This is a genomic window from Diaphorobacter sp., assembly GCF_050251835.1.
In the GTDB taxonomy this organism is placed as follows: domain Bacteria; phylum Pseudomonadota; class Gammaproteobacteria; order Burkholderiales; family Burkholderiaceae_C; genus JBFXIE01.
This window is the reverse complement of sequence record NZ_JBFWLZ010000008.1, coordinates 62900-88847: the sequence shown is the minus strand read 5'-3', so window position 1 is coordinate 88847 and position 25948 is coordinate 62900. Positions and strand designations below refer to the sequence as shown.

The following is a 25948-nucleotide window of genomic DNA, read 5'->3' as shown; positions in this document are numbered from 1 at the left end:
GCAGGTTCCACGGGCAGACCACGGCAATCACGCCGCGCGGCACGCGCACGCCGTAGCTCAGCGCGGTCTTGCCGTCGGGCGTGCGCATGTTGAACGACTCGGTGGCCGTGCTCTTGATGGTGTCGATAAAAATTTGGAAGTTGGCCGCGCCGCGTGGAATGTCCACGTGCGAGGCCAGGTGGTGCGGCTTGCCGGTGTCGGCAATTTCGGCCTGCAAAAAGTCGTCGAAGCGGCGGTTGATCTCGCCGGCCACGGCGTCCAGCAGCTTGCAGCGCTCTGCGACCGACAGGCGGCCCCAGTCGCCCTTCAGGGCAGCGCGGGCAGCGGCCACGGCGGCATCAACCTCGACCTGGCCGGCTTCGTAAATATTGCCGATGACTTGGCCGTTCACCGGGTTGATGTCTTGGAACGTCTTGCCGCTGGCGTTGCGAACATATTCGCCGTTGATGAAATTCAGGAACTCTTTCATGGTGTTACCTTGCTATGGAAATGTTGAACAACGCTGCGGCCTGCAGGTTCGCAGCGGCCTGCCCGGGTGCCGCATGAAATGCCTGGCACCCCGGGGCGGCCGACTCCTTCATGGATCCAATCCCAGGGCCGTCAGCGCGGCGCGGGCACAGATTTCGTCCTGCTCGGCGCTACCGCCGGACACGCCAATGCCGCCGATCAGCGCCCCGCCCTCACGCATGGGCAGACCGCCGCCAAAAACCACGTTGCGCGGGCGCGTGGGCATGCCCAGGCGCAGCGCTTCGTCGCCCTGCAAAATGCCGGCCCACTGCGCCGTGGCAAAGCCAAAGCCGGCGCTGGTGTAGGCCTTGTCGATGGCAATGTCCACCGAATGCAAAAACGCCCCCGGCATGCGCAGAAAGGCCGCCAGCACGCCCGATGCGTCGGTCACGGCGACATTGATGCGGATGCCCAGCTCGCCCGCCTTGGCCACCGCTGCAACCACGGCCGCGTTGGCGGCCTCGGCAGTGATGGCGCGTTGTTCAACGCTGTGTTGTGCCATTGCCGCCTGCTCCTTTAGGTCACCACGCTCAGGAAAGCGTCGTTGAGCTTGCGGTCGTGATAGAAGATGCCGCGGCCCACGTTCTCCCAGCTCCAGGTGATGGGGTGCATGTCGGGGTAGTGGTCGTAGCCGCCGCAGAAGGTTTCCAGGCGGTTGCCGCTGGGGTCGAAGAAGTAAATCGTCGTGCCCTGGGTAATGCCGTGGCGGGTGGGACCGATGTCGATCGAGACGCGGTTCACGCTCATGATGTCGGCGGCGCGCAGCACGCTTTCCCAGCTGGGCATCTGGAACGACACATGGTGCAGCTTGCCGTCTTCGGCGTGGCGCACAAAGGCGATATCGTGGGCCTTGGCGCTGCAGGTGATCCAGATGGCCAGGTCGGTTTGGCCGTCTTCCAGCTTCACGCGCTCGACCAGGGTGAAGCCCAGCACTTCGGTGAACAGCTTGAGGTTGCCTTCGATGTCGCCGCCGTACAGCAGGCAGTGGTCCATGCGGATGGGGCGAATGCCAGGGCCGTCGAGCACATCCACATCGGGGTCGAAGTAGCCGATGCCGTTGCCCACGTCGGTTTTCTCGGCGTACAGCTCGACGGTGTGGCCCGTGGGGATCTGGAAGCGCACGCGCTCGCCGGTCTCCAGCAGCTCACCGGCGGGGATGCGCTCGGTTTTCACGCCGAAGGCTTGCAGCTTTTTGTCGAAGTCTTCCAGCGTGGCTTTGTCCAGCACCTTGAAGGCAAACAGGTCGATACCCGCCTGATCGGCCTGGCGCAGGATCACGCTGTTGTGATCGCGCTCGGCGCGGGTTTTGAAATAGGCGCGGCCCTGGCTGTCGCGGCCCATGGGCACCAGGCCCATGACCTCGGTGTACCACTTGACCGATTCCTCCAGATCCAGCACGCGGATTTGTGCGTGTCCTGGGCGCAAAACGCCGGTTAATGCCATGGTGGGTCTCCTTTGATGGGGTTCACGGGTGGGTTGACGGGGGCGCCGCCAGCGGGCGGCAGACGTTCTTTTTCATTGCACCCACGACCTGCAGACGCAGGTCGCTGGTCGGGTAGATGCGGCACGACAGCACGCAGCCAGCGGCTTCTTCCTCGGCACTGACATGCGCGCGGCTCATCACGCGGCGCGCGTACTGGCCTTCCAGGATGTGCACCTTGCACACGCCGCAGCCGCCCTGCCGGCAGCCCACGGGAATGCCTTTTTTGCCCAACGCTTCCATGCCTTCCAGCACGGAGCGACCGCCGACGCAGCTGTACTGCTCGCCGGTGTCTTCGATGCTGACGACAAATTTCTGCATGGTGGTGTGTCGCTTACGCGGTGCCTTTAAAAAACCAGCAATTGCGAGCCAGGAAGCAACGATAGAAAGACATTTCAATACCGTCCAATACCATTTTTGCCCACCCTCAATACCGTTTTGGCATTTATTAGGGTTTTCCCTTGATTTTTGTGATAAGGCGGTTTCAACGCTTGGCGTGCAGCCAGCAATGCAGCCAGCGCGTCAGGCGCGGCGCCACCACCCAGGTCATGATCAGCACGACCAGCACGGTAATGACCATCACGCGCGGCACCAGGTACCAGTCGGCCATCAGCGGCGCAATGGTCAGAAACAGCAGCAGCACGGTAGGAAAAATGCCCAGCCAGGTCACGGTGGCCACCTTCCAGCGCGGCGGCGCGGGGCGGGTGGTGCTGTTGGGGGCGGCAAACCAGTAGTCCAGGCCGGTAACCCGGTGCAGCTGCTGCTGCCCCACGGTGTGCGGCAGCACCTGGGCTAGCCAGTGCGCGCGCTCGGCGGAGTTTTGCCAGGCGGCCAGGTGGGCTTCGTTATCGAACGCAAAAACGACGTGGTAGAGCAGCGGCTCGGTGCTGCCGTCCGCAGCAAGCGATTCGCCCGGGGTATCGCTGTCACCGGGTCGGATGACCTGGCCGCCCAGGTGCCCGGCAAACCCTTCGGCAGCGGCCAGCATGCCTTGCATGGCCACCTCAAACGCCGCCACCGACGCGGGCGCCACGCGGCGGGCAATCAGCACGGTGACCACACGGCGGGAAGCGTCGGCCACTGCACCGCGGGCGGTCGCCGAAGGGGAAGTGTGGGAGGCGGGAGAGGCGGGTGAAGAAGCCGTCATTCGGTGTCCTTGAAAAGCTGCGCCACTCAACAAGCAGGCCATGCCCGCGATGATGGGACGCCCTCCCGATACCTTCCAATACTGTTTTTTGCTGTATCCCATACCATTTCAGCATCTTTACAGCACGGACGGGGGCCCCCATGGATTTGCGTGACCTGCGCCACTTTCTTGCCGTGGCCGAAGAGGGCCACATTGGCCGTGCGGCGGCCCGCCTGCATTTGTCGCAGCCGCCGCTGACGCGCCACATCCAGGCGCTGGAAGAAAAAATCGGCGTGCCGCTGTTTGTGCGCACCCCCAAAGGCATGCAGCTCACCGACGCCGGCCACACCTTGCTGCAGGAAACCCCCAACCTGCTCGCGCTGGCACAGCAGGCGCTGGAGCGCACGCGACTGGCAGGCCAGGGCCTGATCGGGCAGCTGGATGTGGGGCTGTTCGGCTCGGGCGTACTGGATGTGATCCCGCGCATCCTGGCGCGCTTTCACGAGGAGCGCCCCGAAGTCAAAATTGTTTTGCATAACCTGACCAAAGACGCCCAGCTGCAGGCGCTGCGCGAGCGGCGCATCAGCGTGGGCTTTAACCGTCTGGTGCCGCAAGAGGCCGACATCAGCATCGAAACCGTTCTGCACGAGCCGCTGGTGGTGGCCCTGGCGGCCAGCCACCCGCTGGCGGTGCGCCCCTCGCTGCGCCTGTCCGACCTGGAGGGCATGCCGCTCATCCTCTACCCCAACGTGCCCCTGCGCGGTCTGGCACAGGAGGTGACGGACGCTTTCCGCGCCGAGGGCATCCCCCCGCGTGTCGAGCAGGAGGTGCAGGACGTAGTGACCGCCGTGGCGCTGGTGGCGGGCGGCTTTGGCTGCTGCATCACCACCCGCTCGGCCACCAGCTTGCGCCTGCCCGGCGTGACCTATCGGCCGCTGCGCTCGCGCCACCTGAGCGACATCGAGCTCAGCTGCCTGTATCGCAGCGATGACCCTTCCCCCGTGCTGGGGGCATTTCTGGACGTGGTGCGCGCCTTTGCACAAGTGCGCGCCGCTGCGCCGGGGTAGCCGCCTGCGGCAGCGCTCACCGCTCACCGCTCAGAAGGCTTTTACGAGCGAGAAGCGCAGCAGAGAGCCCTTGGGCTGCGCGCCGGTGCCTGCCTCGGCGCTCAGCTCCTTGTAGAGCGCGCCCTTCAGGAACATGCCCGCGCCAGGCACGGGATAGACCACCTCGGCGCCCAGCGCGTGGCGCGATGCCTTGTGGGTGCTGGCGCCCGGCCCGCTGTCTTCGCTGGTCTGCCACTGGCTGTAGCCCACCAGCCCCGCCTGCCAGGTGCCGAAGGACTTGCCCACCCCCCACTCCATCGTGAGTTGATTGCCCGGGCGCAGGCCCGCGTCGTTCTTGCCGTTGCGCTCGAAACGCATCAAGGCCGACCCGGTCCAGGTTTTGGCGCTGTCGAAGTAATACGTCAGGCCACCCGTGAGCATGGTGCTTTTGAAGCCCTTGCCCGGCGATGCGGGGTGACTGGTGCTGGCGCTGTCCAGCCACACGCCGGCGGCGGCCACGGCGTCCCATTGCTGGCCGTGCCAGCCCAGCACCAGCGGGCCCAGGTACACGTCGCCCACGCCCGAGCGGGTGTCGGAGATGCCCGCCGCGTTGATGGTGAGCGAGGTGCGCATTACCGGCACGATGGCCTCCATACCGTAGTCGGCGCCCAGCAGCTTGTATTGCGAGATCCACACAAAACGGTTGGCCAGCGCCGTGACGGTGCCCCGGTTGTGGCCCGGCAGGTTGTCGCTGGTGCCCGGCGCGCGGAAATCGTCAATGTTGTAGTTGACGAGGTAGCCCAGGTAGTAAAAGCCGGGCGGCGGCACGCTGGCGCCCTGCAGCCCTTCCACGCCCGGCACGTAGTGCCCCTCGGCCTGCGCGCTGCTGACGGCCAGACCGCCCGCCAGGGCAAGCGCGGCAATGACCCTGTGTTTTTTCATGCTGTGTTCCTTGTGCATGGCTGCGCGCCGGGTCAGGTATAGACGTCCGTGAAGGACGGCACCAGGTCACCCGTGTGATAGAAGATCCCTCTGCCCATCTTGTCCTCGCTCCAGGTGGTCACTGGGCGGTCGGGCTGCGCCAGGTAGCCCAGTCCGGCAAAGGTTTCGTTGCGGTTGCCGCTGGGGTCGAAGAAGTAGATGGTCTCGCCGCGCGTGATGCCGTGGCGCGTAGGGGCCACGTCGATCTTGACCTTCTTCTTGGCCATGACGTCGGCGGACTTGAGCACGTCGTGCCACGAATCCAGGAAAAACGCGATGTGGTGCAGGCCGCTGACAGGGCCGCCCACAAAGGCGATGTCGTGTGGCGTGGACGTGCGCGCCATCCAGGTGGCGGCCTGCATGTCGCCCTGGGGGCCCACCAGCACCTGCTCGGTCAGGAAGAAGTCCAGGCATTCCTTCATGAAACGCGTGTTGTCCTGCACGGTGTTGATGCCGGCCTCGGGGTTCATCTCGCACATCAGCAGCAGGTGGTCGAGCCAGTGCGCGCCCGCGCCCCGGACACCGTCGGGCCACGGGTCGGGATTGACAGTGCCCACATCGGTGCCCACGTATTCCTTCATGGCGTACAGGCGCATTTCGTGGCCGCTGGGCAGGTTGAACTGCAGCATGCGGCCGGTGGAGGGCAGCGTGCCTTCAGGCAGCAGCGTGGTCTTGATGCCCCAGGCCTCGATGCGTGCCTGCAGCGCCTCCAGATCCTCGTCTTTCTCCACCTTGTAGGCAACGTGGTTCAGGCCCGCCCGGTCGCTGGGGGTCAGGATGATGGAGTATTTGTCCCACTCGTCCCAGCATTTCAGGTAGACGTTGCCCGCACTGTCCTTCATGACGGTCTTGAGGCCCAGGACCTCTTCGTAGTGCTTGACGGCAGCAGCGATATCCATGACCCGCAGGCTCGCGTGGCCGATTCTCAGTACACCCATTTCATGTCTCCTCTTGGTTGATAAATCTTCAATGACTCAATTGGCTGGACGTTGCGCCACCGAGGCGGCACTGCCCAGAAACGGTTTGCGCAATCGGGCGGCCACTTCCAGGCACACCGCCTGGGTGGGCGCCACGCGGCAGGCCAGCGTGTAGCCTTGCGCTTCTTCTTCGGTGCTGACATGCGCCCGGCTCACGGGGCCCAGCGGCTGCACGCCGCCCTCGACGATGCGCACCTTGCACACGCCGCAGCCGCCGTTGACGCATCCCACGGGAATGCCCTTGCGGCCCAGCCGCAGCATGCCCTTGAGCAGGCTTTCGTCGGTGGCGCAGGCATAGCAGTCACCGGTCTGCGCGACATGCACGTTCACAGTGGGTCTTGGGCTCGTCCACATGCCGGCCTCCGTCAGACGCGCTTGAACAGCGGGCTGCGCGCGCCCTGCGCATCGGCGGCCGAGAGGAACTTCTCGGTGTAGATGTCGCGCTCGAACAGCCGCCCCTGCATCAGCGTGGCAATGCAGGCCTCAACCATGGGCGGCGGGCCGCACAGATAAGCCTTGTGGCCCGCAAAGTTGCCCCGGAAGTGCGCCTGCGCGGCCTCATGCACAAAGCCGCGCGCGCCGCTCCAGTCCGAGCCCTCGGGCTCGGCTGACAACGACGGCACGTAGGTGAACTGCGGGTGCTGCTGCGCGAGTGCGCGAAATTCATCGTCGTAGTACAGCTCGTCGCGCGAGCGCTGGCCATAGACCAGCGTGACCGGCTCCGTGCAGCCGCCAGCAAGCAGCGCATGGATCATGGAGCGCGGGCTCGACAACCCCGAGCCGCCCGCCAGGAACACCATCGGCAGCCGCGCCGAACGCCGCACAAAAAAGCGCCCATACGGCCCGGCCAGGCGCAGCCGCGCGCCTTCTTGCAGCTGCTCGTGCAGCCAGGTGGTGCCGGCACCGCCGGGCACATGGCGCACGTTGAGCTCAACCTGCGCGCATTCGCCATCTGCGCCCGGCGCGTTGGCGATCGAGAAGGCGCGGCTTTGCCCCAGGCCCGGAATCTCCAGCTGCACATACTGCCCCGGCTGAAAGCGGATGGGCTTGTCCAGCCGCAGGTGCAGCGCCTTGATGGTGGGCGTGAGCCGCTCGATGCGCTCCACCGTGGCCGCGAAGTCGCGCACGGGAATGATTTGGGCGTCGGGCTCCTCGTCAATGTCGGCCTCGATGGTCGTATCGCACTGCAGCGTGGCGCAGCAGGCCAGCGTCTTGCCCTCGTCGCGCTCGAAGTCCATCAGCGCGAACGGGTTGGCGGCACCGTGGTCCACATCGCCGTCGGCAACCTGCACCTTGCAGGTACCGCACAGGCCGTGGCCACAGGCGTGGGGAATGTAGATGCCCTGGCGCAGCGCGGCGTCGAGCAGGGTCTGGCCCTCTTCGACGTCGATCGTTGCGCCCAAGGGCTCGATGGTCAGTTGGTAGGTCATGGCATGGACGCGGGGCCCGGGGGTAGCCCCCGGGCTTCCCTCACCGAATGGGACTTAGCTGCACGTACCCTGGATGCCGGTCAGGCCCGGGGTGCGAAAACGGATCGCGTCCTTGTGCTGAAGGCCATTGGCCTGCAGCGACTTGGCCGGATCGGGCGTCCACGGCTGGCCGGACTTGAACCACTCGACCTGGGACCAGTCGATCTTGGCAAAGTCGGGGTGCTCGCCGTACACGCCGGGCAGCACGCCCTGGGCCAGCGCGCCGAACGGGGTATCCGGCGGCAACGGCAGGCAGACCGGTGATGCAAACATCAGGTGATCCTCCCAGCCGATGTAGAGCAGCGGTGCGGGGAAGTTCTCGCGCCGGTCGCGGGCGGGAAAGTCGTAGGGTTTGACAGCAACGACGCTCATGCCTTGTCTCCTTGAACAGCATCACCACGCCAGGCGGCAAAGTTCTTCTGGTCTTCCGAGCCTTCAAAGTCGAAGTTGTCCCGGCCCACCTTCAGGTCGTAGTAGTCCATCACGGCAGCCATCGGGTCAAAGCCCTCCACCGTCGGGTCGGTGCCCTCGGGGAAGCAGTTGCCCTGGTAAATCTGGTGCACGGGCAGCCAGGCTTGCGAATATTTCTCGGGCTCGTCGTCAAAAATTTCTTTGCAACCGTCGCTGCAGAAGTGGTACTTGTCGCCGTGGTAGTCGGACTCGCGGTAGCAGATCTTGGTCGGATCGCCGGGCTCGGTAAAGAACATGGGGACCTGGCAGATGGTGCACAGCATGGGCAGCGTCTTGTTGTAAAAGCGCTTGCCCTGTTGCTGCTGCGCGTGGAAATGCTCGAAGCGCGGCCGGTAGTACTTGTCGAAGGTGTCGGGGTACTTCTCGGACAACCAGTTCAGCTCGTCTTCCTTGGGCATCCAGGTGTGGAACGCGGCGGCGGCCGCGTAGTTGTAGAAGCCGCTCCAGGCCTGGTGCGTGATGTGGTCCTTGCCGGCGCTGGCTTCCTTCCAGCCCTTGGGTTCGCGGATGCCATAGCGGGCCAGATCGCGGAACAGGGCGCCGCCGTTTTCCTCGGCGTACATCTCCCACGCTTCCTTCCAGCTCATCACGCGCTTGGGCAGCATGTAGTCCTGCATCATCCCGACAATGGTGAGCAGGCGGTAGCCGCGCCAGAGCCACTTGTCGATCCACTTCTGCACGATCGGCACGTTGGCCGGGTCCTGCTCGAGCATGAACTTGATGCACTCGATGCCCAGGGTCATGTGACGCGATTCGTCGGACTGGGCCGAGAAGCCAAACGTCACGGTGCTCATGTCTCCGTTGTGGGCGGCGCCGGACATGAAGGGCACGAACAGCAGGTTGGTCAGCACGTACTCGAACGAGAAGCTCACGGCGGTGAGGAACTCGAACGGCCCTGCGGTGGAGGCGTCTTCAAAAAACGACTTGGGCACGGACAGGTACCACACACGGTCAAACATGTGGGGTGCCTGGTGCAGGCCATTGAAATACTTGTTGTAGTGCGACAGGGCGTGGGTTTCGGTCTGGCAGTGGCGCAGCTCGTCAATGGACTGCATCTGCGCGGCAACGCGGGCACCGGCACCGGTGAAGTGGCGGCCCACATGGGCAAAGCCGCGGTGCGCGTGGTACTCCAGCGGGGTCACGGCCTGGAAGAAGATCTTGAGCGCATTCACATAGCGCGCATCCGAAATACCCAGCTGGCCATTGTTCTGCGCAAAGGCCTCGATCACGGCATAGAGCTTCTTTTCCTTCTCGCCCTGGTATTTCCAGTAGGCGTCCATGGTCAGGCGAAACGGGTCTTCCCATTTATCCCAGTCGTGGATCTTGATGCCTTCGTACTTGTCGAACGGAAAGACCTTGTCCATGGGCTGGTAGGTCGTATCCCAGGCCAGGCCGCGCGTCATGGCGGCGTAGCGGTCCTTGAGGCCCAATTTCTTCTTGATAGCAGGTGCGTCCATGGTGTTATCTCCTGGTTGTTGGGTGAAACGGCCGGCTGGCTCAGTGCTGCCAGCTCAGTGAAAACTCGTCGTCGTCTTCGTCGATGTAGCCGGAAAGCGTGACGAGGTTGACGTGCAGCTGCTGCAGGTTGAAGCGCTGCCCGGTCTGCTCCTCGATGGTTGCGCGCCGAATGACAAGCCGACCGGGCGCGTTGATCTTCACGAGCCCCTGCGGATAGGTGGCTACGGCTTCGGCGTTGTCGGCCAGGATGGCGTCCACAACGGGGCGGGACTCTTCGTTGTCCTGAAAGGCAATGAAGACGCTGGAGATGACGGAGGCGTTGGGGGTGTTCATGGTGATGACCTCCTTCAGACAGCCAGGCCGCACTTGCGGGCCCGCGCATCTAGCGCCGTGCGCACTGCAATCAGCGCCGCGCTGCCTTGCGCTCCCAGTGCCAGGTCCGCCACCTGCACGAGCGCGGCCTGCGCCCGATCGGCATAGCTCTTGAACCAGCCGGTGATCTGCGCCCGGTTGTCGTCCGATGCGGCAGCGGCCACTTTGATGACCGCGTCCACCCAGCGTGCGCTCTCGTCATGCCATTCGGGCATGAAGGCCGTGAGCATGGCCACCGCCGTACCGCCCTGCACCGCAAGGTGGTCGTCCACGAAATGCGTGTAGATCAGTGGGTACAGCAGACCGTCGAGCGCCAGGTTCTGCGCCACGAACAGCTCGAACGGGTCATTGACGACCAGCGTGTCCTCGACCAGCCTGCGCAGCCCCTGCCAGCGCGGGTCGTGCAGCCAGTCGTTCTTGCCCGCGTCGAGCGCGCCGGGCTCGCCCAGTGCCAGCCCCAGGCGCGTGAGGTACTGCGCAACCGCCAGATGGTCCATGGCATGGAACATGGCCGGTGCAGTGAACGCCGTGCCATAACCGCGTGAACAGATCGTGCAATTGTTCATGTTGGCGCCCCAGGCCGCGTGGCGCAGCGGCATGAGCACCTCGCAGGCTCCGGCGCGCTGCGCGTCGGGAATCTTGTCGATCAGGCCGCGCGACTCGACAAACTGGTAATTGGCTTCCATCGCCTCTTGCTGGCGCGCACGCGCCATGGTCCAGTTGGCGTAGTAGAACTGGCGGGGATCGCGCAGCGCATCCCAGTCGGCCAGCTTGACCGCGGTGCGCGTGGCATCGAACAGTTCAAACTCGGGCTCCCAGGTCGGGCGGTAATGGAAGTTCGCGGCGGGCTGCATGCCCAGCGTGGCTTCAAGGTAGCGCGACGCGGGCTTGTCGCCCGTGTAGGCCGCCACGCGGGCGAAGGTGTTGCGCAGCGGCTGTATCTCGCGCGCCTGCAGGTCGATGTTCATGGGGCTTGTCTCCTGGTAATGGTTGCTAGGGGCAGGGTTCAGTCGTCCAGGTGGCGCACGCGGTGCGCCGCACAAAAGGCCTCGAATGCCGGCTCGGGGAGCATGAGCTCTACCGACAGTTCGGGCCATCCGAGCGAGAAAGCAAACTCGACAAAGCCGTTGTCGCGGCGGCCCAGCACGCGCACAAACCGCTGCGACAGATCGCAGACGGGTTGCGGGGTGGCAGATGCGTCGGTGGCAATGGCGGTGTGGGTCATGACGGTCTCCTTTTCGGTTTTGCGCCATCTGTTTTGCACGGGCCATGCCAATGCTGGCGTTTTGCGCGCAAATATCGATAAATCCAGGGTTAATCCCTAGCAAATCGCGTCAAAGAGGCCCGCCCGCAGGTTGGTAGCCGCCGGCTGCGGCACCCGCGGCCAGCCCGGAGCCGCGATTGCTGCACAGCAGCATGATGTTTTGATGAGACCCAGGGGTCAGCCAGTTCATGAAATGATGAAAAACCTCCCCGGGTCGATCCCGATGGACGACCACCCGCTGTTTATCGATACTTTTTTCATGCCGGCCACCACCCTGCCCCCCTACCCGTCCGACGCCGACTTGCGCCGGCTGGTGCACTTCTCGCCCGTCGATGGGCGCATCTGGCTGGCTGATCAGCGCATGCTGCTGGTACATGCGGCGGCCTTTCAGGCGTTGCGGCGCGAGCTGGTGGCCAGCCTGGGGCCGGAGCACGCCCGCCGCTTGCTGATGCGTGCGGGCTACGCATCGGGCGAGCGCGATGCGCTGCTGGCGCGCCAGGTGCGGCCGGGCGCATCGCTGTTCGACGCCTTCGCCGTCGGGCCGCAGTTGCACATGCTCGAGGGCGCGGTGCGCGTGCAGCCGCAGGTGTTCGAGCTGGACGAGGCGGCAGGCCACTTTCACGGCGTCTTTCAGTGGGATCACAGCTGGGAGGCCGAGGTGCACCAGCGCACCTGGGGCCCGCAGGATGCGCCCGTGTGCTGGATGCTGGTGGGCTATGCCTCGGGCTACACCAGCGCCTTCTTTCGGCGTCCGGTTCTTTTCAAGGAAACGCAGTGCACCGCCTGCGGCCACGCGCACTGCCTGATCGAGGGCCGCTTTGAGCACGAATGGCCCGACGGCGAGCAACTGGCGCGCGACTACGACCCCGACTCCATGCTGGTGCGCCTGGGCGAGCTGCAGTCGCAGGTGGATGCGCTGCGCACCCAGCTACAGCCCGCGGACGACCAGGGCCCGCTGCTGGGGCGCTCGCGCGCCTTCAACGACACCGTGGAGCTGCTGCGCAAGGCCGCGCCCACGCAGGTCACGGTGCTGCTGACCGGCGAGACCGGCGTGGGCAAGGAGCGCTTTGCGCGCGCGTTGCACGCCATGGGCCCGCGCGCCGACAAGCCCTTCGTGGCCGTCAACTGCGCGGCGCTGCCGGCCGAGCTGATCGAAAGCGAGCTGTTCGGCGCCGAAAAAGGCGCCTACACCGGCGCCACCGCCGCGCGCGTGGGCCGCTTCGAGCGCGCGCACGGCGGCACCTTGCTGCTGGACGAGCTGGGCGAGCTGCCCCTGCCCGCGCAGGCCAAGCTGCTGCGCGTGCTGCAGCAGGGCGAAGTGGAGCGCCTGGGCGGCACGCAGCCGCGCAAGGTGGACGTGCGCGTGATTGCCGCCACCAACGTCGATCTGGAAAAAGCCGTGGAAGAAGGGCGCTTTCGGCGCGACCTGCTCTACCGCCTGAACGTCTATCCCATCCGCATACCGGCGCTGCGCGAGCGCGCGGACGACATAGAACTGCTGGCCATGCACCTGCTGCAGCGCTACGCCGCACTGCACGGCAAGCGCCTGGCGGGCTTCACCGACCTGGCCATGACCGCCATGCGCCAGCACGCCTGGCCCGGCAACGTGCGCGAGCTGGAAAACCTGGTCGAGCGCGGCGTGATCCTGGCGCCCCACGACGACCTGGTGGACGCCGCCATGCTCTTTCCCACATCAGTCCTTCCCACGACCCACACCGTGAACGCGGCAGGAGCGCTGGAAAGCGAAGCGCACTGCCAGCAAAGCGCCGGTCTGTACGACACCCTGCAAGCCAGCGGCCTGACGCTGGACGCGCTCGAAGACGCGCTGATCCGCGAAGCCGTGGCGCGCGCGGGCGGCAACCTGGCGGCAGCGGCGCGCGCGCTGGGGCTGACCCGCCCACAACTGAGCTACCGCCTGTCGCGCCTGCAAGAGCGGCCGCTGGCGGCTTCGTGAGGCGAACGCCAGCCCCGCATTGCCATGGCCAAACGCAGTTTTCACCCCCTGATTGCACTGCCCGGCGGCGACGCCGCCGAGGACGCAGCCCTGTACGACGCCCCCTCGCGCACGCTGATCGAGCAAACCTACGCCACGCTGCGCAGCGACATCGTCGAGGGGCGCCTTGCGCCCGGCAGCAAGCTGCGCATCGAGCACCTGCGCACCCAGTACGCGGTGGGCGCGGGCACGCTGCGCGAGGCGCTCACGCGGCTGGTCAGCGACGCGCTGGTGACCGTGGAGGGGCAGCGCGGCTTTCGCGTGGCGCCCATCGCGCTGCAAGAGCTGGAAGACATCACCACGCTGCGCGTGCACATCGAGACCGACGCGCTGCGCCAGTCCATTCGCGCCGGTGATGCACAGTGGCGCGAGGCGCTTGCCGAGGCCTATGCGGCGATATCTGCCGAGGAACAGCCCATCGCGCCGCACCGCCGCCGCCAGTGGGAGCTGCTGAACGTGCGCTTTCATGAGGCTCTGCTGGCGGGCCACTCCTCACCGTGGACCGTGCGCGTGTTGCGCCTGCTGTCGCGCCACAGCGAGCGCTACCGCTTCTGCGCCATGGGCCTGCCGGGCGGTGTACGCGATGTGCACGCCGAGCACACCGAAATCTTCGAGCTGGCCATGTCAGGCCAGGACGCGCGCGCCGCGCTGGCGCTGGAGGCGCACATCCGCGCCACGCCCGACCTGCTGATCCGCGCCCTGCGCGAAGGCCGCGCCTTTTTGCCGGGCTGCGCCCCGCTGCAGCTTCAAGCCAAATCAGCCACCAGCCCCTGACTGAAAAGCGCCAACAGCTATCAATATAGAAGCAAATCAACCACCCCGCGCCGCCTGGTACAACCCCTGCACCTTGGGCACGTTGCCCTCCAGCTCGCGGATGCGGTCCGGGCCCGAGGGGTGGGTGGACAGAAACGCGACCCCGTTATTGCCGGTGGCCGCGCCCATCTTGCGCCACAGGCTCACGGCGGCCTGCGGGTTGTAGGCGGCGCGGGCGGCCAGCTCCAGGCCGACCAGGTCGGCCTCGGTCTCGTCGGAGCGGCTGAACTTGAGCGTGAGCAGCTGCGTGCCCAGGTTGGCCGCCACGTTGCCCAGCTCGCCCAGGCCCAGCAGCTGCGCGCCCAGCGACAGGCCGATGCTGGTGGCCTGGCTCTTGGCCACGCGCGAGCGGGCGTGCTCGCGCAGCGCGTGGGCCATTTCGTGGCCCATGACCATGGCGGCTTCTTCGCCGGTCAGCTTGAGCTGGTCCAGGATGCCCGTGTAGAACGCGATCTTGCCGCCCGGCATGCAAAAGGCGTTGATCTGGCGGCTAGCGATCAGGTTGATCTCCCAGCGCCACTGGGCGGCGCGGCTGTTCCACTGCGCGGCGTGGGGGATGAGGCGGCGGGCAATGCCGCGCAGCGCCACCAGCTGCGGGTGGTTGTCCGGCGCCAGCGCGCGCTTGGCCCTGGCCTGCGCCAGCAGCTGGCCATATTGCTGCACGGCGGATTCTTCCAGCGTCTCGGCGGGCACCAGCATGCGCATGCCCGATGCGCTGCCCACATCCACCTGCGCCGCCGCCGGCAGCGCCGCCGCGCCTGCCGCCGCCAGCACAAAGGCGCGGCGCGCCTGCCAGATTCCGCCGGCCTGATCACCGCGCACGTCACCGCGCGCATTCACGCGCGCAACGCAGCACAGGCAGCCCGGCCAGGCGGACAACAAGGACAAGGGGTTGGTAGTGCGGGTGGTCATGCGCGCGAGTCTAGGACAGACTGGCGCACCCCGCCAATGCTGGCCGGCGGGTGTCATGGCGTCCTGCGCGCTGCGGTGCGGATAATCCCGCGATTGCACCCATCCCCCGCCCTTGCCCATGCCTGCTGAAACCGCCACCAACGCTCCCCCTGCTGCCGCTGCCCCCCCTCGCCGGTCCTGGCGCCAGGCCTGGCTTGTCTATCTGGAGCCCGCCAGCCTGCGCATGCTGGCCCTGGGCTTTGCGGCGGGGCTGCCGCTGTTGCTGGTGCTGGGCACGCTGTCTTTCAGGCTGCGCGAGGCGGGCATCAACCGCACCACCATCGGCTACCTGTCGTGGGTGGGGCTGGCCTATGCGTTCAAGTGGGTCTGGTCGCCGCTGGTGGACCGCCTGCCGCTGCCATTGCTCACACGCTGGCTGGGCCGGCGGCGCAGCTGGCTGCTGCTGGCGCAGGCGCTGGTGATGGCCGGGCTGGTGGGCATGGCGCTGGCCGACCCGCGCGACGCGCTGGGGCCCATGGTGTGGTGCGCGCTGCTGGTGGCCTTTGGCTCTGCCACGCAGGACATTGCGCTGGACGCCTTCCGCATCGAATCTGCCGACGCCGACCACCAGGCCGCCCTGGCCGCCACCTACCAGACGGGCTACCGCCTGGCCATGATCTGGGCCGGCGCGGGCGTGCTGTGGGTGGCCGCGCGCGCTGAAGTGGCCGGCCTGGCGGGCTACCAGGCCGGCGCCTGGACCACGGCCTACTTGGTGATGGCGGCGTCCATGCTGCTGGGCGTGGTGACGGTACTGCTGTCGCCCGAGCCCCAATCCGATGCTGCGCGCCCGCTGGCACCCGCACGCAACCTGCGCGAATGGCTGCGCGGCGCGGTGGTGGCGCCGTTTGCCGACTTCATCCGCCGCTACCGCTGGCAGGCGGCGCTGATCCTGGCGCTGATCGCCGTCTATCGCATCAGCGACGTGGTGATGGGCATCATGGCCAACCCGTTCTACGTGGACATGGGCTACACCAAGGACGAGGTGGCCGCCGTGAGCAAGGTCTTTGGCGTCATCATGACGCTGGCGGGCGCTTTTGTGGGCGGCGTGCTGTCCATGCGCCTGGGCGTCATGCGCGTGCTGATGCTGGGGGCGGTGCTCAGCGCGCTGACCAACCTGCTGTTCGCCTGGCTTTCGACGCATGGGCACGACGTGACCGCGCTGGTGGCCGTGGTCAGCGCCGACAACCTGGCCGGCGGCATTGCATCGGCGGCGTTCATCGCCTATCTGTCCAGCCTGACCAACGTGCAGTACTCGGCCACGCAATACGCGCTGTTCAGCTCGATGATGCTGCTGGCCCCCAAATGGCTGGCGGGCTTCTCGGGCCAGTTTGTCGATGCCTATGGCTACAGCGCGTTCTTTACCAGCACGGCCCTGCTGGGCCTGCCGGTGCTGCTGCTGGTGGCGCTGGCGCACAGGGCCAAAAAGGCTTCCAGCGCTTGATAGACAAGCGCTGAAAGCTATCAAAACAATATCACCTTTAGGCCATCGCCACCACGGTGTCATACAGCCCAATGTGCGTCAGCCCTGGATGGCTGGCGATGCCGGTGTAGCGCAGTGACGCATCTTCATAGCGCCTGAACGCAAACACCGCCGCGTTCATCTGCTCGGTGTTGAATACCTTGAGCTGCACCAGCAGATGAAAGTCTTGCACCGTCAGGCCCGTCACCGTCAAAAACAGCTCTGGCTCCAGCTTGGTGATCACGTCCTGCAAGGTGTTCTCACGGAAATCCGTCAGGTACATGAACGCCGGGATGCGCGTCGCAAACTTGATCAGTTTTTCCTGCACCAGCTTGCGTTTGGATCTGTATTCCTTCTCTTCCGCCGAAAGCTCTTTTTTCTCCCGCGCTGACAGCTCCTCGTCCTTGGCTTTTTGCTTCAGGGCTTTGACCTTCTCGCTCTTGTTGATGATGGTTTCAATGACGTTGTCGCCCAGCGCGCGCCAGCCCTCGATGCGCTCCACGGCGGCCATCGCCTCGGGGTTGTCCAGGATGCGGCGCAGGGTGCGCTTGGGCAAATGCAGCTTTGGCACGCTGCTCGTCGGTATAAGTCCAGTTGAAGATTTGCTCCTCAATGAACTCGCCCGTAGCCAGCGCTTTGAACGGTGTGCCCGACAGGTACAAGTAGGCCCGCGTGGTGATGGGCAAAAAGTCGGTTTCCAGCGTGGCGCGCATACCCAACTCTTCGTTCACCTGCTCCAGCACGCCCTCCAGCTCTTTTTCTTTTTTGACGCTGGCATCGTCTTCGCCCTCGAACAGCTCTTTGGCCGTGTCGCGCCACGCGCCAAAGTGATATTCGTCAAACACCACCACATCCCAGTTCAGCGTGTGCAGCCACTCGTTACGGGCTTTGATATTGCCTGCCGCATCGCGCCCCAACAGGTCTTGAAACGAGCCGAAATACACCAGCGGCCTGTCGGGGTCGGCCTGCCTGGGATCGCCTCGGCTTCGGACTCGAAATGCCCGGCAACGATGTAACTCTCCGTGCAGGCCGTCCCAGGCTCGGCAATGATGGGCTTGCTCAGAAATTTGGTTTCGATGGCCGCACTGGTTCCCTGAACCCGAGTCATCAAAACTTTCCACTTGTCTATCCAGGCCGTGTTCGTTGGAACGTCTGAACGCTCGACCCAGGTTACCTTTTGAGAGCCGAACAGCTTGATCGGGTTTTTGAGGCCATCAGGTTTGGGTTTTCCATGGAAAAAGGTTCGCAGTCCGAAGGGCTTTTGGCTGGAAACTCGATTGCTCAGGGTTGCCTTGTCTTTTGTGAGCACCTTCTCCAAGATTGGCACCGCCTCATTGCGCCGCACCAAGATGTCATACGCATCCAAATGGCGTACCACCGCTGGCCCTGTGGGTTGACCATCCCACATCGTCTGCACAGAACATGGCCCGCTGTGCTGGCGATCCCACAAGAAGTAGGAAACACCGCCGCGAATCTTTACGCCCGGAAAGCCTTCGTACAGTTTGGGAAAGTCCACGATGTTGCGCAGGTGCTTATCAGAAAGCATCTTTGCCCTGAAACCATCCAGACCTTTGCCGCCCGCCATCCAGCGCGATGGCGTCACAAACACCGCGTAGTGCGGATCTAGTTCCAAGGCCTTTTCTACAAACAACTGGTAAATGGGCGCGGCGCTAGAGCCATAACCGCCATCGCTCAACTGGTACGGCGGGTTGCCACAATGATCACGTCGAATTGCATGTCTGCTCCAAATAACTCGGCTATTCGAGTTTTGATGTTGTCGGTATGAATAAAAGCGTAGGCGTGCGTTTCCTTTTCCTCACCACGGTCTAACGCTTTTTGGCTAGCGCCACAAAACCTGCATTTGCCCTGCACCCAGGTGTGTTCAGTGCGCTCAAACCAAATGTTGCCCATCTTGTTGGCAAAGCCATGGGCGATGGAATGCGCGCTGTTGGCGTATTTGGAGCAATACACGCTGCGCCGCGCCAGCAAGCTGGTGAGTTTGGTAATGCCAATGCCAAACACCTGCTGCGTCAGGATGTGGTTTACGCGCGTTGGCAAGTCGGGGATTTCTTGCGCCAGCCCCGCGGTCAGGCGGCTGGTGATTTCGCGCAGAAACACGCCCGATTTGGTGAAGGGGTCCAAAAAACGCACGGTTTTATCCGCCCATAGGCTTGCGCCACCGTGGTCGGCAGCCCAGGCATTGGCCAGCAAGTCCAGCATTCGACCGGCCAGTTCGGGGGGTGTGAAAACCTCGTCGTTCGACAGATTGGCAATGCAGGTCAGCACATCGGGGTTGCGGCCATGCAGGGCGAAGGGGGCTTGCAGGGTGATGCTCATGCGGTGCTCATACGTTCTGGCCCTCAGGCCCTGGCAGCTTGCCCGATTGCTTTTCGATTTTCTTGTCCTCGGCTTTCACCCGGCGTTCCAACTTCTTGATGTCTTCTTCTGCCGGCAACTGCTCGGGCGCAATCCCACGCTGACCCAGCATGGCGCGCACGCTGTGGTTGTTCTGCACATGCTCCCGGGTGATGGAGCGCTCGCCCAGCAAGTTGGCTTGCTGCACGTTGTGGTTGGTCATTTCGGTGGCCAGATTCTTGGCTGCAATGGTCAGCGTGGGCAAAAAGTCAGCCAGCGGGCGCGTCTGCACGATGCCGTATTTCTCTTTCATCATCTGCGTGGTGTGGCCGCCAAACAGCGCCGCATCCCCCTGGGCACGGATACGGCCAAAACCGGCATCGTCCACGCCGCGTTCGTAGATGTTTTGCGACAGCGCTTTTTCCGATTCGCGCAGGCGGTCGCGCGCCTCCAGCCGGGCTTGCAGGCGCATGCGGTCTTCAATCAGCTCTTGCTTGCGTGTTTGCACCGCAAAGTAACTTTGGGCAAAGGCAATCGCCTGCTTGCGCGGGTCGCCGTTTTGGGCGATCAGGTAGCAGGCATAGCGGGTGAGCATGAAGTCTTCCACAGGGCGCTGGGCGCCACTGCCCAGGGTGACCATTTTCGTGACGCCACGAAAATGGTCAGATTCTTTGTAACCCGTTGATTTGCAAGACTCTATGGCCCGATGGATGGCCGTGGTGAAGTTCTCCCAGCGGGCGTAGCCCAGGGGCTCCATCAGGTCGCGGGCAAACCAGAACTCGATGCCGTCATCGGGCAGGCGCTGGCTGAGTTCGTCAAAGCGTGCGGTGAGCTGGGGAACGATGGTGTCAGTCATATGCTGTCTTTTGGCAGGGCTGCCAGTTCGCCCACGGTCATGGGCGGGTGGATGGTGACCGGGGTAAAGATTTCGTGCTTGCCCAGGTCGGCAAAGAGCGAGCCCTCTTCACTGAACTTTGACGCGCCGGTGAGTGCGTCAAACCTAAAGTCGCGCCGCTGGTACTTGCCTTTGCCCAGGTAGCCCCATTCGGCAAAGGTGATGGCCTGGCCGTGGTGGTCGCGCATGGTCAGCGCGTCGCCATGCACCAGGTTTTGTAACAGTACATACAAGGCCGCCCGGTACAGGTCATCAGCCTCGTCCAGCTGGAGGTAGTCGGCAAAGACCTCCAGCACGTTGGCGCGGCACTCGGCGATGTTGTCGGCCAGCAACTCGATGCCGTAGATGCACATCAGCCCCAGCAGGGCGTAATGCCGCCGCTCGAAGTCAGATTTGCCGTATTTGCGCTCCACCGCAGCGAGCTTGCGCCGCAGGATTTGCACGATGAAGTTGCCGCTGCCGCAGGCGGGTTCCAGAAAGCGCGCGTCGATGCGCTCGGCCTCATCCTTCACCAGATCGAGCATGGCCTCGACCATCCACGGCGGGGTGAAGACTTCGCCGTGGTCGGCGACGCGTTGTTTGGATTTGACGAGGCTCATGGCGCCAAGGTTATCGCAGAATATGCGGCCACCCCTGCTGCTGACAGCACTGGCAAGCAGAGCCAGAAAGCCTCCAGCGCTTGATATATAAGCGCTGGACGCTATCAAAACAATATCAAAACCGGTTTACCCAACTTTACCCGTGCTTCAACCGCCGTAGATGGCGCGCGGTGAACATGGCAGCACTGAAAGGCACCGCATGAGCTCGCAACTGCTGATGATCGAAGACGACCACCGCCTGGCGCAGATGGTGGGCGAGTACCTCGGCCAGTCGGGGCTGCAGGTCACGCACATGGCCGACGGCACCAGCGGCCTGGCGCGGCTGCAGTCGCCCGAGGGCGGCGCCCTGCCCGACCTGGTGATCCTGGACCTGATGCTGCCCGACATCGACGGCCTGGAGGTGTGCCGGCGCATCCGCGCGCTGCCGGGCGCCGCGGCGCAGGTGCCGGTGCTGATGCTGACCGCCAAGGGCGACCCCATGGATCGCGTGATCGGCCTGGAGATTGGCGCCGACGACTACCTGCCCAAGCCCTTCGAGCCGCGCGAGCTGCTGGCGCGCATACGCGCACTCTTGCGCCGGCGCGAGGCTGGCGCGCGGCCGGCCACCCATCTGCTGCGCTTTGGCTCGCTGGAGATCGACCGCGATGCGCGCACCGTCACCGTGGCCGGTCAGCCCTGCGACCTGACTTCTTACCAATTTGACCTGCTGGTCACCATGGCCGAGCGCGCGGGCCGCGTGCTGACGCGCGACCAGATCATGGAGGCCGTGCGCGGGCGCGAGCTGGAGGCGTTTGACCGCAGCATCGACGTGCATATGGGCCGCATTCGCGCCGCCATCGAGGCTGACGCCAAGAACCCGCGGCGCATCCTTACGGTGCGCGGTGTGGGCTATGTGTTTGCCAAACAGCAAGACTGAGATGAAGCGACACCCCCCTGAGACGCTTCGCGTCTTCCCCCCGCTCTCGCACCGCTGCGCGCTGCGGGCAGGGGGACGCAGCCCTCGCTGCGGGGCGGCCCTTGCTCGGCTGCCCTGGCCTGGGTCGCGCCAGTTTCATACGTCGCGTGCCGCGCAACATGCAGTGAAAGGCTGATGGATATGTCCCTGATCAGCCCCTTCTCCCGTCGCCTGTACCTGCGCATCTGGCTGGCCGTGGTGGGCGGCGTGCTGGTGTTTGCTTTCGCCATCGGCATGGCCTGGCGCTGGGCGGCCGAGCAAAGCCAGTTGCAGCCGCCCTCGCGCGAGGTGCGCATCACCGACGCGCAGGGGCGCACGCTGGTCGATGGCGTGGGCCTGCGCCAGCGGCGCGAGCCTGGCGAGGGCGTGCTCTACCGCATCGAAAGCGCCACGGGCGAGGTATTTGAGATGCAGCTGTCGCCACGCACGCCCCGCATGCGCCCCGAAGATCGCGGCCCGGCCGCCTGGCTGCGCCCGCCGTTTGGTTTTTTGTGGATGCTGGCGCTGGTGGGCATGGCCGTCACCGTGGGGGTGTTTCCCATCATTCGCCGGCTGCTGCAGCGCCTGGAGCTGCTGCAGCGCAGCGTGCAGCGCTTTGGCGAGGGCGACCTGTCGGTGCGCGTGCCTGAGCATGGCCACGACGAGGTGGCCGCGCTGGCGCGCCAGTTCAACGCCGCGGCCGCGCGCATCGAGGCGCTGGTGCAGTCGCACAAATCTCTGCTGGCCAATGCGTCGCACGAGCTGCGCTCGCCGCTCACGCGCATCCGCATGGGGCTGGAGCTGATGCAGGGCGGCGCGCCCTCGGCCGCACTCCTGCCCACATTTGGCGCCGAGATCCAGCGCAACATCGCCGAGCTGGACCAGCTGGTGGACGAGATTTTGCTGGCCAGCCGCCTGGACGCCGGCGCGCCCGACATGGGCACCATCGAGCCCGTGGACCTGATGGGCCTGGCGGCCGAGGAATGCGCGCGCGTCGATGCCGAGCTGCTGGTGGGCGGTGATGACGCCGCCGCGCCCATCGAGGTGCCCGCCGTGTCCAAACTGCTGCGCCGCGCCGTGCGCAACCTGCTGGAAAACGCCCGCCGCTACAGCCAGGGCGGCATCACGCTCACCATCGCCCGCGAAGGCTGCGACGCCGTTGTGCGTGTGTGCGACCACGGCCCCGGCGTGCCGCCCGACCAGCGCGAGCGCATCTTCGAGCCGTTTTACCGCCTGCCCGGCGCCAGCGAGCGCTCGGGCGGCGTGGGCCTGGGGCTGGCGCTGGTGCGCTCCATCGCGACGCGCCACGGCGGCAGCGTGCACTGCGAAGACCGGCCAGATGGCGCGGCAGGCGCCTGCTTTGTGCTGCGCGTGCCGGCCGGCTGACGCGCCGCCTCCCCACCCTGCCATCCCCCACCCTGCCATCACCCGCGCGGCCAGCGCCAGGCCGAAGCGCCGTACATCACCGCCCCCACCGCCAGCGCCGCCGCCGCCAGCGCCAGCCCGCGCGCAAAGCCCTGGCCCGCATCGGCATGCGCCAGCAGCCACGCCACCAGCGGCGGCCCCGCGATCTGGCCCAGTCCATAGACCGCCGTGACCAGGCTGGCAAAGCTGTCGGCGGACTGCGGCCACAGGCGGCGCGCCTCCTGCAGCCCGTAGAAGGTGATGGCCGTGAACGGCAGGCCCACCAGCACGCTGCTGAGCGCAAAGCCCGCTGGCGTGGGCCAGACCAGCCCCAGCACAATGCCCAGCGCCTGCACTGCGTAGGCCGCCAGCAGCAGCCAGCGCCGGTCCCAGGCAGCGGGCGCGCGCGTGCTGAGCGCCGCGCCCACAGCCACGCCCGCGCCGAACATGGGCCAGAACAAGTCCGGCCAAGGCGAGCCAGGCGGCAGCGCAGCGCGCGCAATCACCGGCAAAAAAGTGGCGGTGACGATGTAGCCCAGCCCCGACAGGCCATACGCCAATGCATGCACACCGCGCGCCGCCACCGTGCCGGCACTTTCCGCACTGCCCGCATGCCCGGCTGCCCGGGGCTGGGCGCTGGCATCACCCTTGTCCGCACGGCCGCGCACCACGGGCCACACGCCCGCGCACAGCAGCACCGACAGCACGCCGAACACCACCCAGCCCGAGGCCGCACGCCACTGCGCCGCGACCATTGCGCTGGCGGCCAGCCCCGTCAGCACGATGCCGACGCCGGGGCCGCAGAAGATCAGCCCGCCCATGGCCGGGCGGCCCAGCACCGCCAGTCGCACCATGCACCAGGCCGCCACGTTGAGCAGCACGAAGGCGCTGGCGGCGCCGGCCGCAAAGCGCAGCGCCGGCCACGCGGCGGCCAGGGGCAGCGCCATCGCCAACGTAAGCAGCACCGTGGCCACCAGCCCGGCGCGCGCCAACCGCGCCGGGTGCCAGCGCGCATAAAAGCCCGGCGCCACCCAGGGCAGCGCCATGCAGACCAGCGCGCCCAGCAGGTAGCCCACGTAATTGGCCGTGGCCAGCCAGCTGCCCTCGGTGAGGGTCAGCACGCCGTCGTGCAGCATCATGGGCAGCAGCGGGGTGAAGGCAAACCGCCCCACGCCCATGGCCACCGCCAGCGCCAGCATGCCGGCCAGGGCCACGGCATGGGGGCGGTCGCCCCAGCGGCGGGTGGGCGTGCGCGGCGCAGGCGCATCGATCGACGGGGTGGCGTGGGGTTCCATGGCGCAGTCTCCAGCGGTATGATCGCTTTCAATCTTTTTTGAAGATTTATTTTTTGCAAATCATCTCATAAACATATTTATGGACCTGGTGGCACTGGAGATTTTTCGCGCCGTGGCCCGCGAGGGCAGCGTGACGCGGGCGGCCGAGCGGCTGGGCCGCGCCCAGTCCAACGTGACCACGCGCGTGCAGCAGCTGGAGGAGCAACTGGGCGCCGCCCTGTTCCTGCGCGAAGGGCGGCGCATGGTGCTCACGCCCGCGGGTGCCACGCTGCAAGGGTATGCCGAGCGCCTGCTGGCGCTGGCCGAGGAAGCCCGCCAGGCCCTGCACCCCGGCACGCCCGCCGGCCATCTGCGCATTGGCGCCATGGAGAGCACGGCCGCCGCGCGCCTGCCCGCGCCGCTGGCGCAACTGCATGCGCGCTGGCCCGCGCTGGTGCTGGAGCTGCGCACCGCACCATCGCGCCAGCTGGTCGATCAGGTGCTGGCGCACGAACTCGACTGCGCCCTGGTGGCCTGGCCGCCGCCGGGCCTGGACGATGAGGCCCCGGTGCAGCGCACCCCCGTCTGGACAGAGTCGTTGCTGCTGGCCTTGCCCGCCAGCCACCCGCCGGTGAACACGCCCGCCGACCTGCGCGTGCACACCCTGGCCGCGTTTGCGCACGGCTGCACCTACCGCCGCATCGGCGAGGACTGGATGCGCCAGGCCACCGGCCAGGCGCCGCAGGTGCTGGAGCTTGCGTCCTACCCCGCCATCCTGGCCTGCGTGGCCGCGGGCCGCTGCGCGGGCGTGGTGCCGCAGGCAGTGGTGGACCTGCTGCACACGCCGCCCGCACTGCGCTGGGTGCCGCTGGGCCCGTGCGACACGGTGCTGGCGCACCGCACGGGCTATGCCACGCCGGCACTGGCCGCGCTGCAAGAGGCGCTGCACGGCCTGGGCGACACCGGCGCAGTGCGCGCCCCCGATTCTTTGTCCCGGAGCTGACCCCATGAATGCTTTGCTGCAACGCCTGCAGATCGACCTGCCCCTCTTCCAGGGGCCCATGACGGGCTCGGACACGCCCCAGCTGGCCGCCGCCGTATCCCAGGCCGGGGGGCTGGGCTTTCTGGGCTGCGGCATGCGTTCGCCCCAGGCCATGCGCGAGGCCGCGGCGGCCGTGCGCGCCGCCACCGCCAAGCCCTTCGGCATGAACCTATTCGTGCTGGAGCAGCCCACGCCCGATGCGGCCACAGTGCAGGCGGCCATAGCCCGCCTGACGCCGCTGTACGCCGACCTGGGCCTGCCCCCGCCCGAAGCGCCAGCGCGTTGGTGCGAAGACTTTGACGCCCAGTTCGAGGCGCTGCTGCAGGCCCGCCCCGCGGTGGCCAGCTTCACCTTCGGCATCCTGAGCCGCGCGCAGGTGCGGCGCCTACAGGACGAAGCGGGCTGCTGCGTGATCGGCACCGCCACCACGCTGGCCGAGGCGCAGGCCTGGGCCGCAGTGGGCGCGGACGCCGTGGTCGCCAGCGGCATGGAGGCCGGGGGCCACCGCGGCACCTTCCTGGGCGACTTCGAGGCCAGCATGGTCGGCACCCTGGCGCTGGTGCCGCAGTGCGTGGATGCGCTCTCCATCCCGGTGATCGCCGCCGGCGGCATCATGGACGGGCGCGGCATTGCGGCTGCCCAGGCGCTGGGGGCGCAAGCGGTGCAGCTGGGCACGGCCTTCCTGGCCTGCCCCGAGTCGGCCATCGTGCCCGCGCAGCGCGCCGCCATGGCCCGCGCGCAGGCCACGGACACGCGCGTCACGCGCATCTACTCGGGCCGACCCGCGCGCGGCATCGTCAACACACTGATGCAGCGGCTGACACCGCACGAGGCCGCCGTGCCCGCCTACCCGGTGCAAAACGCGCTGACCGGCGCCCTGCGCAAAGCCGCTGCAGCCCAAGGGCGGGCGGACTACCTGTCACTATGGGCAGGCCAGGGCGTGGCCGCCGCGCGCGCAATGCCGGCGCGGCAGCTGGTGGTGCTGCTGGCACAGGAATGGCGTGCCGCGCTGCAGCGCCTGAAGGTTTAAGCCATTTTGGCCTCTGGCGCTTATGCAACAAGCGCTGGCAGCTATCAA

At 66.2% G+C, this 25948-nt stretch carries 30 protein-coding genes; 8 read left to right on the top strand and 22 right to left on the bottom strand.

Annotation, left to right across the window (positions count from 1 at the left end; translation table 11 throughout):
* From AB7E35_RS04995 to AB7E35_RS04975, 5 genes are all read right to left on the bottom strand, one after another.
* Window positions 1-469, bottom strand: a 469-nt coding sequence (locus AB7E35_RS04995) for an aldehyde dehydrogenase family protein (protein ID WP_428167174.1), incomplete at its 3' end; no start/stop codon positions are given.
* A 108-nt stretch (window positions 470-577) separates the two neighbouring features.
* Window positions 578-1009, bottom strand: a complete 432-nt coding sequence (locus AB7E35_RS04990) for a GlcG/HbpS family heme-binding protein (RefSeq protein ID WP_032490123.1) — start codon at window positions 1007-1009, stop codon at window positions 578-580.
* Between the two features lie 14 nt (window positions 1010-1023).
* Window positions 1024-1950 carry a catechol 2,3-dioxygenase gene (locus AB7E35_RS04985; protein WP_428167173.1) on the bottom strand — a complete coding sequence of 309 codons (927 nt, stop codon included), beginning with the start codon at window positions 1948-1950 and terminating at the stop codon, window positions 1024-1026.
* A 22-nt stretch (window positions 1951-1972) separates the two neighbouring features.
* Window positions 1973-2308: a 2Fe-2S iron-sulfur cluster binding domain-containing protein gene (locus tag AB7E35_RS04980; RefSeq protein WP_377559752.1), complete on the bottom strand. Its 336-nt coding sequence runs from the start codon at window positions 2306-2308 to the stop codon at window positions 1973-1975.
* Between the two features lie 163 nt (window positions 2309-2471).
* Window positions 2472-3134 (bottom strand): hypothetical protein, encoded by a 663-nt coding sequence (locus AB7E35_RS04975; protein ID WP_428162584.1) that lies wholly within the window; start codon window positions 3132-3134, stop codon window positions 2472-2474.
* Between the two features lie 140 nt (window positions 3135-3274).
* Here AB7E35_RS04975 and AB7E35_RS04970 point away from each other — a divergent pair, with 140 nt between their 5' ends.
* Window positions 3275-4180 (top strand): LysR substrate-binding domain-containing protein, encoded by a 906-nt coding sequence (locus AB7E35_RS04970; protein ID WP_428162583.1) that lies wholly within the window; start codon window positions 3275-3277, stop codon window positions 4178-4180.
* Between the two features lie 30 nt (window positions 4181-4210).
* Here AB7E35_RS04970 and AB7E35_RS04965 read toward each other — a convergent pair whose 3' ends face one another.
* From AB7E35_RS04965 to AB7E35_RS04925, 9 genes are read right to left on the bottom strand one after another with little or no spacing between them, the layout of a single operon-like run.
* Complete coding sequence (locus AB7E35_RS04965; RefSeq protein ID WP_428162582.1) at window positions 4211-5101, bottom strand: SphA family protein; 891 nt, start codon at window positions 5099-5101, stop codon at window positions 4211-4213.
* Window positions 5102-5133: 32 nt separating this feature from the next.
* Window positions 5134-6078, bottom strand: coding sequence for a catechol 2,3-dioxygenase (locus AB7E35_RS04960; protein WP_032490117.1), 945 nt, complete (start codon window positions 6076-6078; stop codon window positions 5134-5136).
* A 36-nt stretch (window positions 6079-6114) separates the two neighbouring features.
* Window positions 6115-6471 (bottom strand): 2Fe-2S iron-sulfur cluster binding domain-containing protein, encoded by a 357-nt coding sequence (locus AB7E35_RS04955; RefSeq protein WP_428162581.1) that lies wholly within the window; start codon window positions 6469-6471, stop codon window positions 6115-6117.
* An 11-nt stretch (window positions 6472-6482) separates the two neighbouring features.
* A complete protein-coding gene (locus AB7E35_RS04950; protein WP_428162580.1) occupies window positions 6483-7547 on the bottom strand; it encodes an NADH:ubiquinone reductase (Na(+)-transporting) subunit F in 1065 nt (354 codons plus the stop codon).
* Between the two features lie 54 nt (window positions 7548-7601).
* Entirely contained in the window at window positions 7602-7958 is a 357-nt protein-coding gene (locus AB7E35_RS04945; RefSeq protein WP_024538558.1) for a phenol hydroxylase subunit P4, read from the bottom strand.
* On the bottom strand, window positions 7955-9514 hold the full coding sequence (locus AB7E35_RS04940; protein WP_428162579.1) for an aromatic/alkene/methane monooxygenase hydroxylase/oxygenase subunit alpha: 1560 nt from the start codon (window positions 9512-9514) through the stop codon (window positions 7955-7957). The genes AB7E35_RS04945 and AB7E35_RS04940 overlap by 4 nt, the downstream gene beginning before the upstream one ends.
* 40 nt (window positions 9515-9554) lie before the next feature.
* Window positions 9555-9824 carry an MmoB/DmpM family protein gene (locus AB7E35_RS04935; protein ID WP_196996106.1) on the bottom strand — a complete coding sequence of 90 codons (270 nt, stop codon included), beginning with the start codon at window positions 9822-9824 and terminating at the stop codon, window positions 9555-9557.
* A gap of 38 nt (window positions 9825-9862) precedes the next feature.
* The gene (locus tag AB7E35_RS04930) at window positions 9863-10855 is read right to left on the bottom strand and encodes an aromatic/alkene monooxygenase hydroxylase subunit beta (protein WP_428162578.1); all 993 of its coding nucleotides are present in this window, start codon (window positions 10853-10855) and stop codon (window positions 9863-9865) included.
* A 38-nt stretch (window positions 10856-10893) separates the two neighbouring features.
* The gene (locus tag AB7E35_RS04925; RefSeq protein ID WP_428162577.1) at window positions 10894-11112 is read right to left on the bottom strand and encodes a phenol hydroxylase subunit; all 219 of its coding nucleotides are present in this window, start codon (window positions 11110-11112) and stop codon (window positions 10894-10896) included.
* Between the two features lie 298 nt (window positions 11113-11410).
* Here AB7E35_RS04925 and AB7E35_RS04920 point away from each other — a divergent pair, with 298 nt between their 5' ends.
* Both AB7E35_RS04920 and AB7E35_RS04915 read left to right on the top strand, forming a co-directional pair.
* Window positions 11411-13105 (top strand): sigma 54-interacting transcriptional regulator, encoded by a 1695-nt coding sequence (locus AB7E35_RS04920; RefSeq protein WP_428162592.1) that lies wholly within the window; start codon window positions 11411-11413, stop codon window positions 13103-13105.
* Window positions 13106-13129: 24 nt separating this feature from the next.
* Window positions 13130-13918 (top strand): GntR family transcriptional regulator, encoded by a 789-nt coding sequence (locus AB7E35_RS04915; RefSeq protein ID WP_428162576.1) that lies wholly within the window; start codon window positions 13130-13132, stop codon window positions 13916-13918.
* 36 nt (window positions 13919-13954) lie between these two features.
* Here the strand turns inward: AB7E35_RS04915 and AB7E35_RS04910 are convergent, their stop codons facing one another.
* Window positions 13955-14869, bottom strand: a complete 915-nt coding sequence (locus tag AB7E35_RS04910) for a M48 family metallopeptidase (RefSeq protein ID WP_428162575.1) — start codon at window positions 14867-14869, stop codon at window positions 13955-13957.
* Between the two features lie 118 nt (window positions 14870-14987).
* Between AB7E35_RS04910 and AB7E35_RS04905 the strand changes: the two genes are divergently transcribed.
* Entirely contained in the window at window positions 14988-16349 is a 1362-nt protein-coding gene (locus tag AB7E35_RS04905) for an AmpG family muropeptide MFS transporter (protein WP_428162574.1), read from the top strand.
* A gap of 37 nt (window positions 16350-16386) precedes the next feature.
* Here the strand turns inward: AB7E35_RS04905 and AB7E35_RS04900 are convergent, their stop codons facing one another.
* Genes AB7E35_RS04900 through AB7E35_RS04875 form a run of 6 tightly spaced genes read right to left on the bottom strand, consistent with a single transcriptional unit; the run spans window position 16387 to window position 20216 of the window.
* Window positions 16387-16923, bottom strand: coding sequence for a hypothetical protein (locus AB7E35_RS04900; RefSeq protein WP_428162573.1), 537 nt, complete (start codon window positions 16921-16923; stop codon window positions 16387-16389).
* Window positions 16823-17212, bottom strand: a complete 390-nt coding sequence (locus AB7E35_RS04895) for a hypothetical protein (RefSeq protein WP_428162572.1) — start codon at window positions 17210-17212, stop codon at window positions 16823-16825. Before AB7E35_RS04895 ends, AB7E35_RS04900 begins: the two co-directional genes overlap by 101 nt.
* A 14-nt stretch (window positions 17213-17226) precedes the next feature.
* Window positions 17227-18063, bottom strand: a complete 837-nt coding sequence (locus AB7E35_RS04890; protein ID WP_428162571.1) for an Eco57I restriction-modification methylase domain-containing protein — start codon at window positions 18061-18063, stop codon at window positions 17227-17229.
* On the bottom strand, window positions 18060-18653 hold the full coding sequence (locus AB7E35_RS04885) for an Eco57I restriction-modification methylase domain-containing protein (protein WP_428167172.1): 594 nt from the start codon (window positions 18651-18653) through the stop codon (window positions 18060-18062). Before AB7E35_RS04885 ends, AB7E35_RS04890 begins: the two co-directional genes overlap by 4 nt.
* 58 nt (window positions 18654-18711) lie before the next feature.
* Entirely contained in the window at window positions 18712-19578 is an 867-nt protein-coding gene (gene dinD, locus AB7E35_RS04880) for a DNA damage-inducible protein D (protein WP_428162569.1), read from the bottom strand.
* On the bottom strand, window positions 19575-20216 hold the full coding sequence (locus tag AB7E35_RS04875; RefSeq protein ID WP_011803664.1) for an N-6 DNA methylase: 642 nt from the start codon (window positions 20214-20216) through the stop codon (window positions 19575-19577). The genes dinD and AB7E35_RS04875 overlap by 4 nt, the downstream gene beginning before the upstream one ends.
* A 199-nt stretch (window positions 20217-20415) precedes the next feature.
* On the opposite strand from AB7E35_RS04875, the gene AB7E35_RS04870 reads away from it, so the two are divergent.
* Together AB7E35_RS04870 and AB7E35_RS04865 are read left to right on the top strand one after the other, a co-directional pair.
* Window positions 20416-21132, top strand: a complete 717-nt coding sequence (locus AB7E35_RS04870) for a response regulator (RefSeq protein WP_428162568.1) — start codon at window positions 20416-20418, stop codon at window positions 21130-21132.
* A gap of 180 nt (window positions 21133-21312) precedes the next feature.
* Complete coding sequence (locus AB7E35_RS04865) at window positions 21313-22536, top strand: HAMP domain-containing sensor histidine kinase (protein ID WP_428162567.1); 1224 nt, start codon at window positions 21313-21315, stop codon at window positions 22534-22536.
* A gap of 38 nt (window positions 22537-22574) precedes the next feature.
* Here the strand turns inward: AB7E35_RS04865 and AB7E35_RS04860 are convergent, their stop codons facing one another.
* The gene (locus AB7E35_RS04860) at window positions 22575-23849 is read right to left on the bottom strand and encodes a YbfB/YjiJ family MFS transporter (RefSeq protein ID WP_428162566.1); all 1275 of its coding nucleotides are present in this window, start codon (window positions 23847-23849) and stop codon (window positions 22575-22577) included.
* A 79-nt stretch (window positions 23850-23928) separates the two neighbouring features.
* Between AB7E35_RS04860 and AB7E35_RS04855 the strand changes: the two genes are divergently transcribed.
* Window positions 23929-24831 carry a LysR family transcriptional regulator gene (locus AB7E35_RS04855; RefSeq protein ID WP_428167171.1) on the top strand — a complete coding sequence of 301 codons (903 nt, stop codon included), beginning with the start codon at window positions 23929-23931 and terminating at the stop codon, window positions 24829-24831.
* A gap of 4 nt (window positions 24832-24835) precedes the next feature.
* Window positions 24836-25900 carry an NAD(P)H-dependent flavin oxidoreductase gene (locus AB7E35_RS04850; RefSeq protein ID WP_428162564.1) on the top strand — a complete coding sequence of 355 codons (1065 nt, stop codon included), beginning with the start codon at window positions 24836-24838 and terminating at the stop codon, window positions 25898-25900.
* The last annotated feature ends 48 nt before the right edge of the window (window positions 25901-25948 follow it).

Bases quoted from the DNA above. Each gene is read 5' to 3' on its own strand.
- AB7E35_RS04920 (WP_428162592.1), top strand. From the start codon at position 11,411: ATGCCGGCCACCACCCTGCCCCCCTACCCGTCCGACGCCGACTTGCGC.
- AB7E35_RS04865 (WP_428162567.1), top strand. From the start codon at position 21,313: ATGTCCCTGATCAGCCCCTTCTCCCGTCGCCTGTACCTGCGCATCTGG.
- AB7E35_RS04875 (WP_011803664.1), bottom strand. From the start codon at position 20,216: ATGAGCCTCGTCAAATCCAAACAACGCGTCGCCGACCACGGCGAAGTC.
- AB7E35_RS04940 (WP_428162579.1), bottom strand. From the start codon at position 9,514: ATGGACGCACCTGCTATCAAGAAGAAATTGGGCCTCAAGGACCGCTAC.
- AB7E35_RS04985 (WP_428167173.1), bottom strand. From the start codon at position 1,950: ATGGCATTAACCGGCGTTTTGCGCCCAGGACACGCACAAATCCGCGTG.
- AB7E35_RS04990 (WP_032490123.1), bottom strand. From the start codon at position 1,009: ATGGCACAACACAGCGTTGAACAACGCGCCATCACTGCCGAGGCCGCC.
- AB7E35_RS04870 (WP_428162568.1), top strand. From the start codon at position 20,416: ATGAGCTCGCAACTGCTGATGATCGAAGACGACCACCGCCTGGCGCAG.
- AB7E35_RS04945 (WP_024538558.1), bottom strand. From the start codon at position 7,958: ATGAGCGTCGTTGCTGTCAAACCCTACGACTTTCCCGCCCGCGACCGG.
- AB7E35_RS04955 (WP_428162581.1), bottom strand. From the start codon at position 6,471: ATGTGGACGAGCCCAAGACCCACTGTGAACGTGCATGTCGCGCAGACC.
- AB7E35_RS04925 (WP_428162577.1), bottom strand. From the start codon at position 11,112: ATGACCCACACCGCCATTGCCACCGACGCATCTGCCACCCCGCAACCC.
- AB7E35_RS04860 (WP_428162566.1), bottom strand. From the start codon at position 23,849: ATGGAACCCCACGCCACCCCGTCGATCGATGCGCCTGCGCCGCGCACG.
- AB7E35_RS04915 (WP_428162576.1), top strand. From the start codon at position 13,130: ATGGCCAAACGCAGTTTTCACCCCCTGATTGCACTGCCCGGCGGCGAC.
- AB7E35_RS04970 (WP_428162583.1), top strand. From the start codon at position 3,275: ATGGATTTGCGTGACCTGCGCCACTTTCTTGCCGTGGCCGAAGAGGGC.
- AB7E35_RS04950 (WP_428162580.1), bottom strand. From the start codon at position 7,547: ATGACCTACCAACTGACCATCGAGCCCTTGGGCGCAACGATCGACGTC.
- AB7E35_RS04975 (WP_428162584.1), bottom strand. From the start codon at position 3,134: ATGACGGCTTCTTCACCCGCCTCTCCCGCCTCCCACACTTCCCCTTCG.
- AB7E35_RS04910 (WP_428162575.1), bottom strand. From the start codon at position 14,869: ATGACCACCCGCACTACCAACCCCTTGTCCTTGTTGTCCGCCTGGCCG.
- AB7E35_RS04980 (WP_377559752.1), bottom strand. From the start codon at position 2,308: ATGCAGAAATTTGTCGTCAGCATCGAAGACACCGGCGAGCAGTACAGC.
- dinD (WP_428162569.1), bottom strand. From the start codon at position 19,578: ATGACTGACACCATCGTTCCCCAGCTCACCGCACGCTTTGACGAACTC.
- AB7E35_RS04960 (WP_032490117.1), bottom strand. From the start codon at position 6,078: ATGGGTGTACTGAGAATCGGCCACGCGAGCCTGCGGGTCATGGATATC.
- AB7E35_RS04855 (WP_428167171.1), top strand. From the start codon at position 23,929: ATGGACCTGGTGGCACTGGAGATTTTTCGCGCCGTGGCCCGCGAGGGC.
- AB7E35_RS04905 (WP_428162574.1), top strand. From the start codon at position 14,988: ATGCCTGCTGAAACCGCCACCAACGCTCCCCCTGCTGCCGCTGCCCCC.
- AB7E35_RS04965 (WP_428162582.1), bottom strand. From the start codon at position 5,101: ATGAAAAAACACAGGGTCATTGCCGCGCTTGCCCTGGCGGGCGGTCTG.
- AB7E35_RS04850 (WP_428162564.1), top strand. From the start codon at position 24,836: ATGAATGCTTTGCTGCAACGCCTGCAGATCGACCTGCCCCTCTTCCAG.
- AB7E35_RS04930 (WP_428162578.1), bottom strand. From the start codon at position 10,855: ATGAACATCGACCTGCAGGCGCGCGAGATACAGCCGCTGCGCAACACC.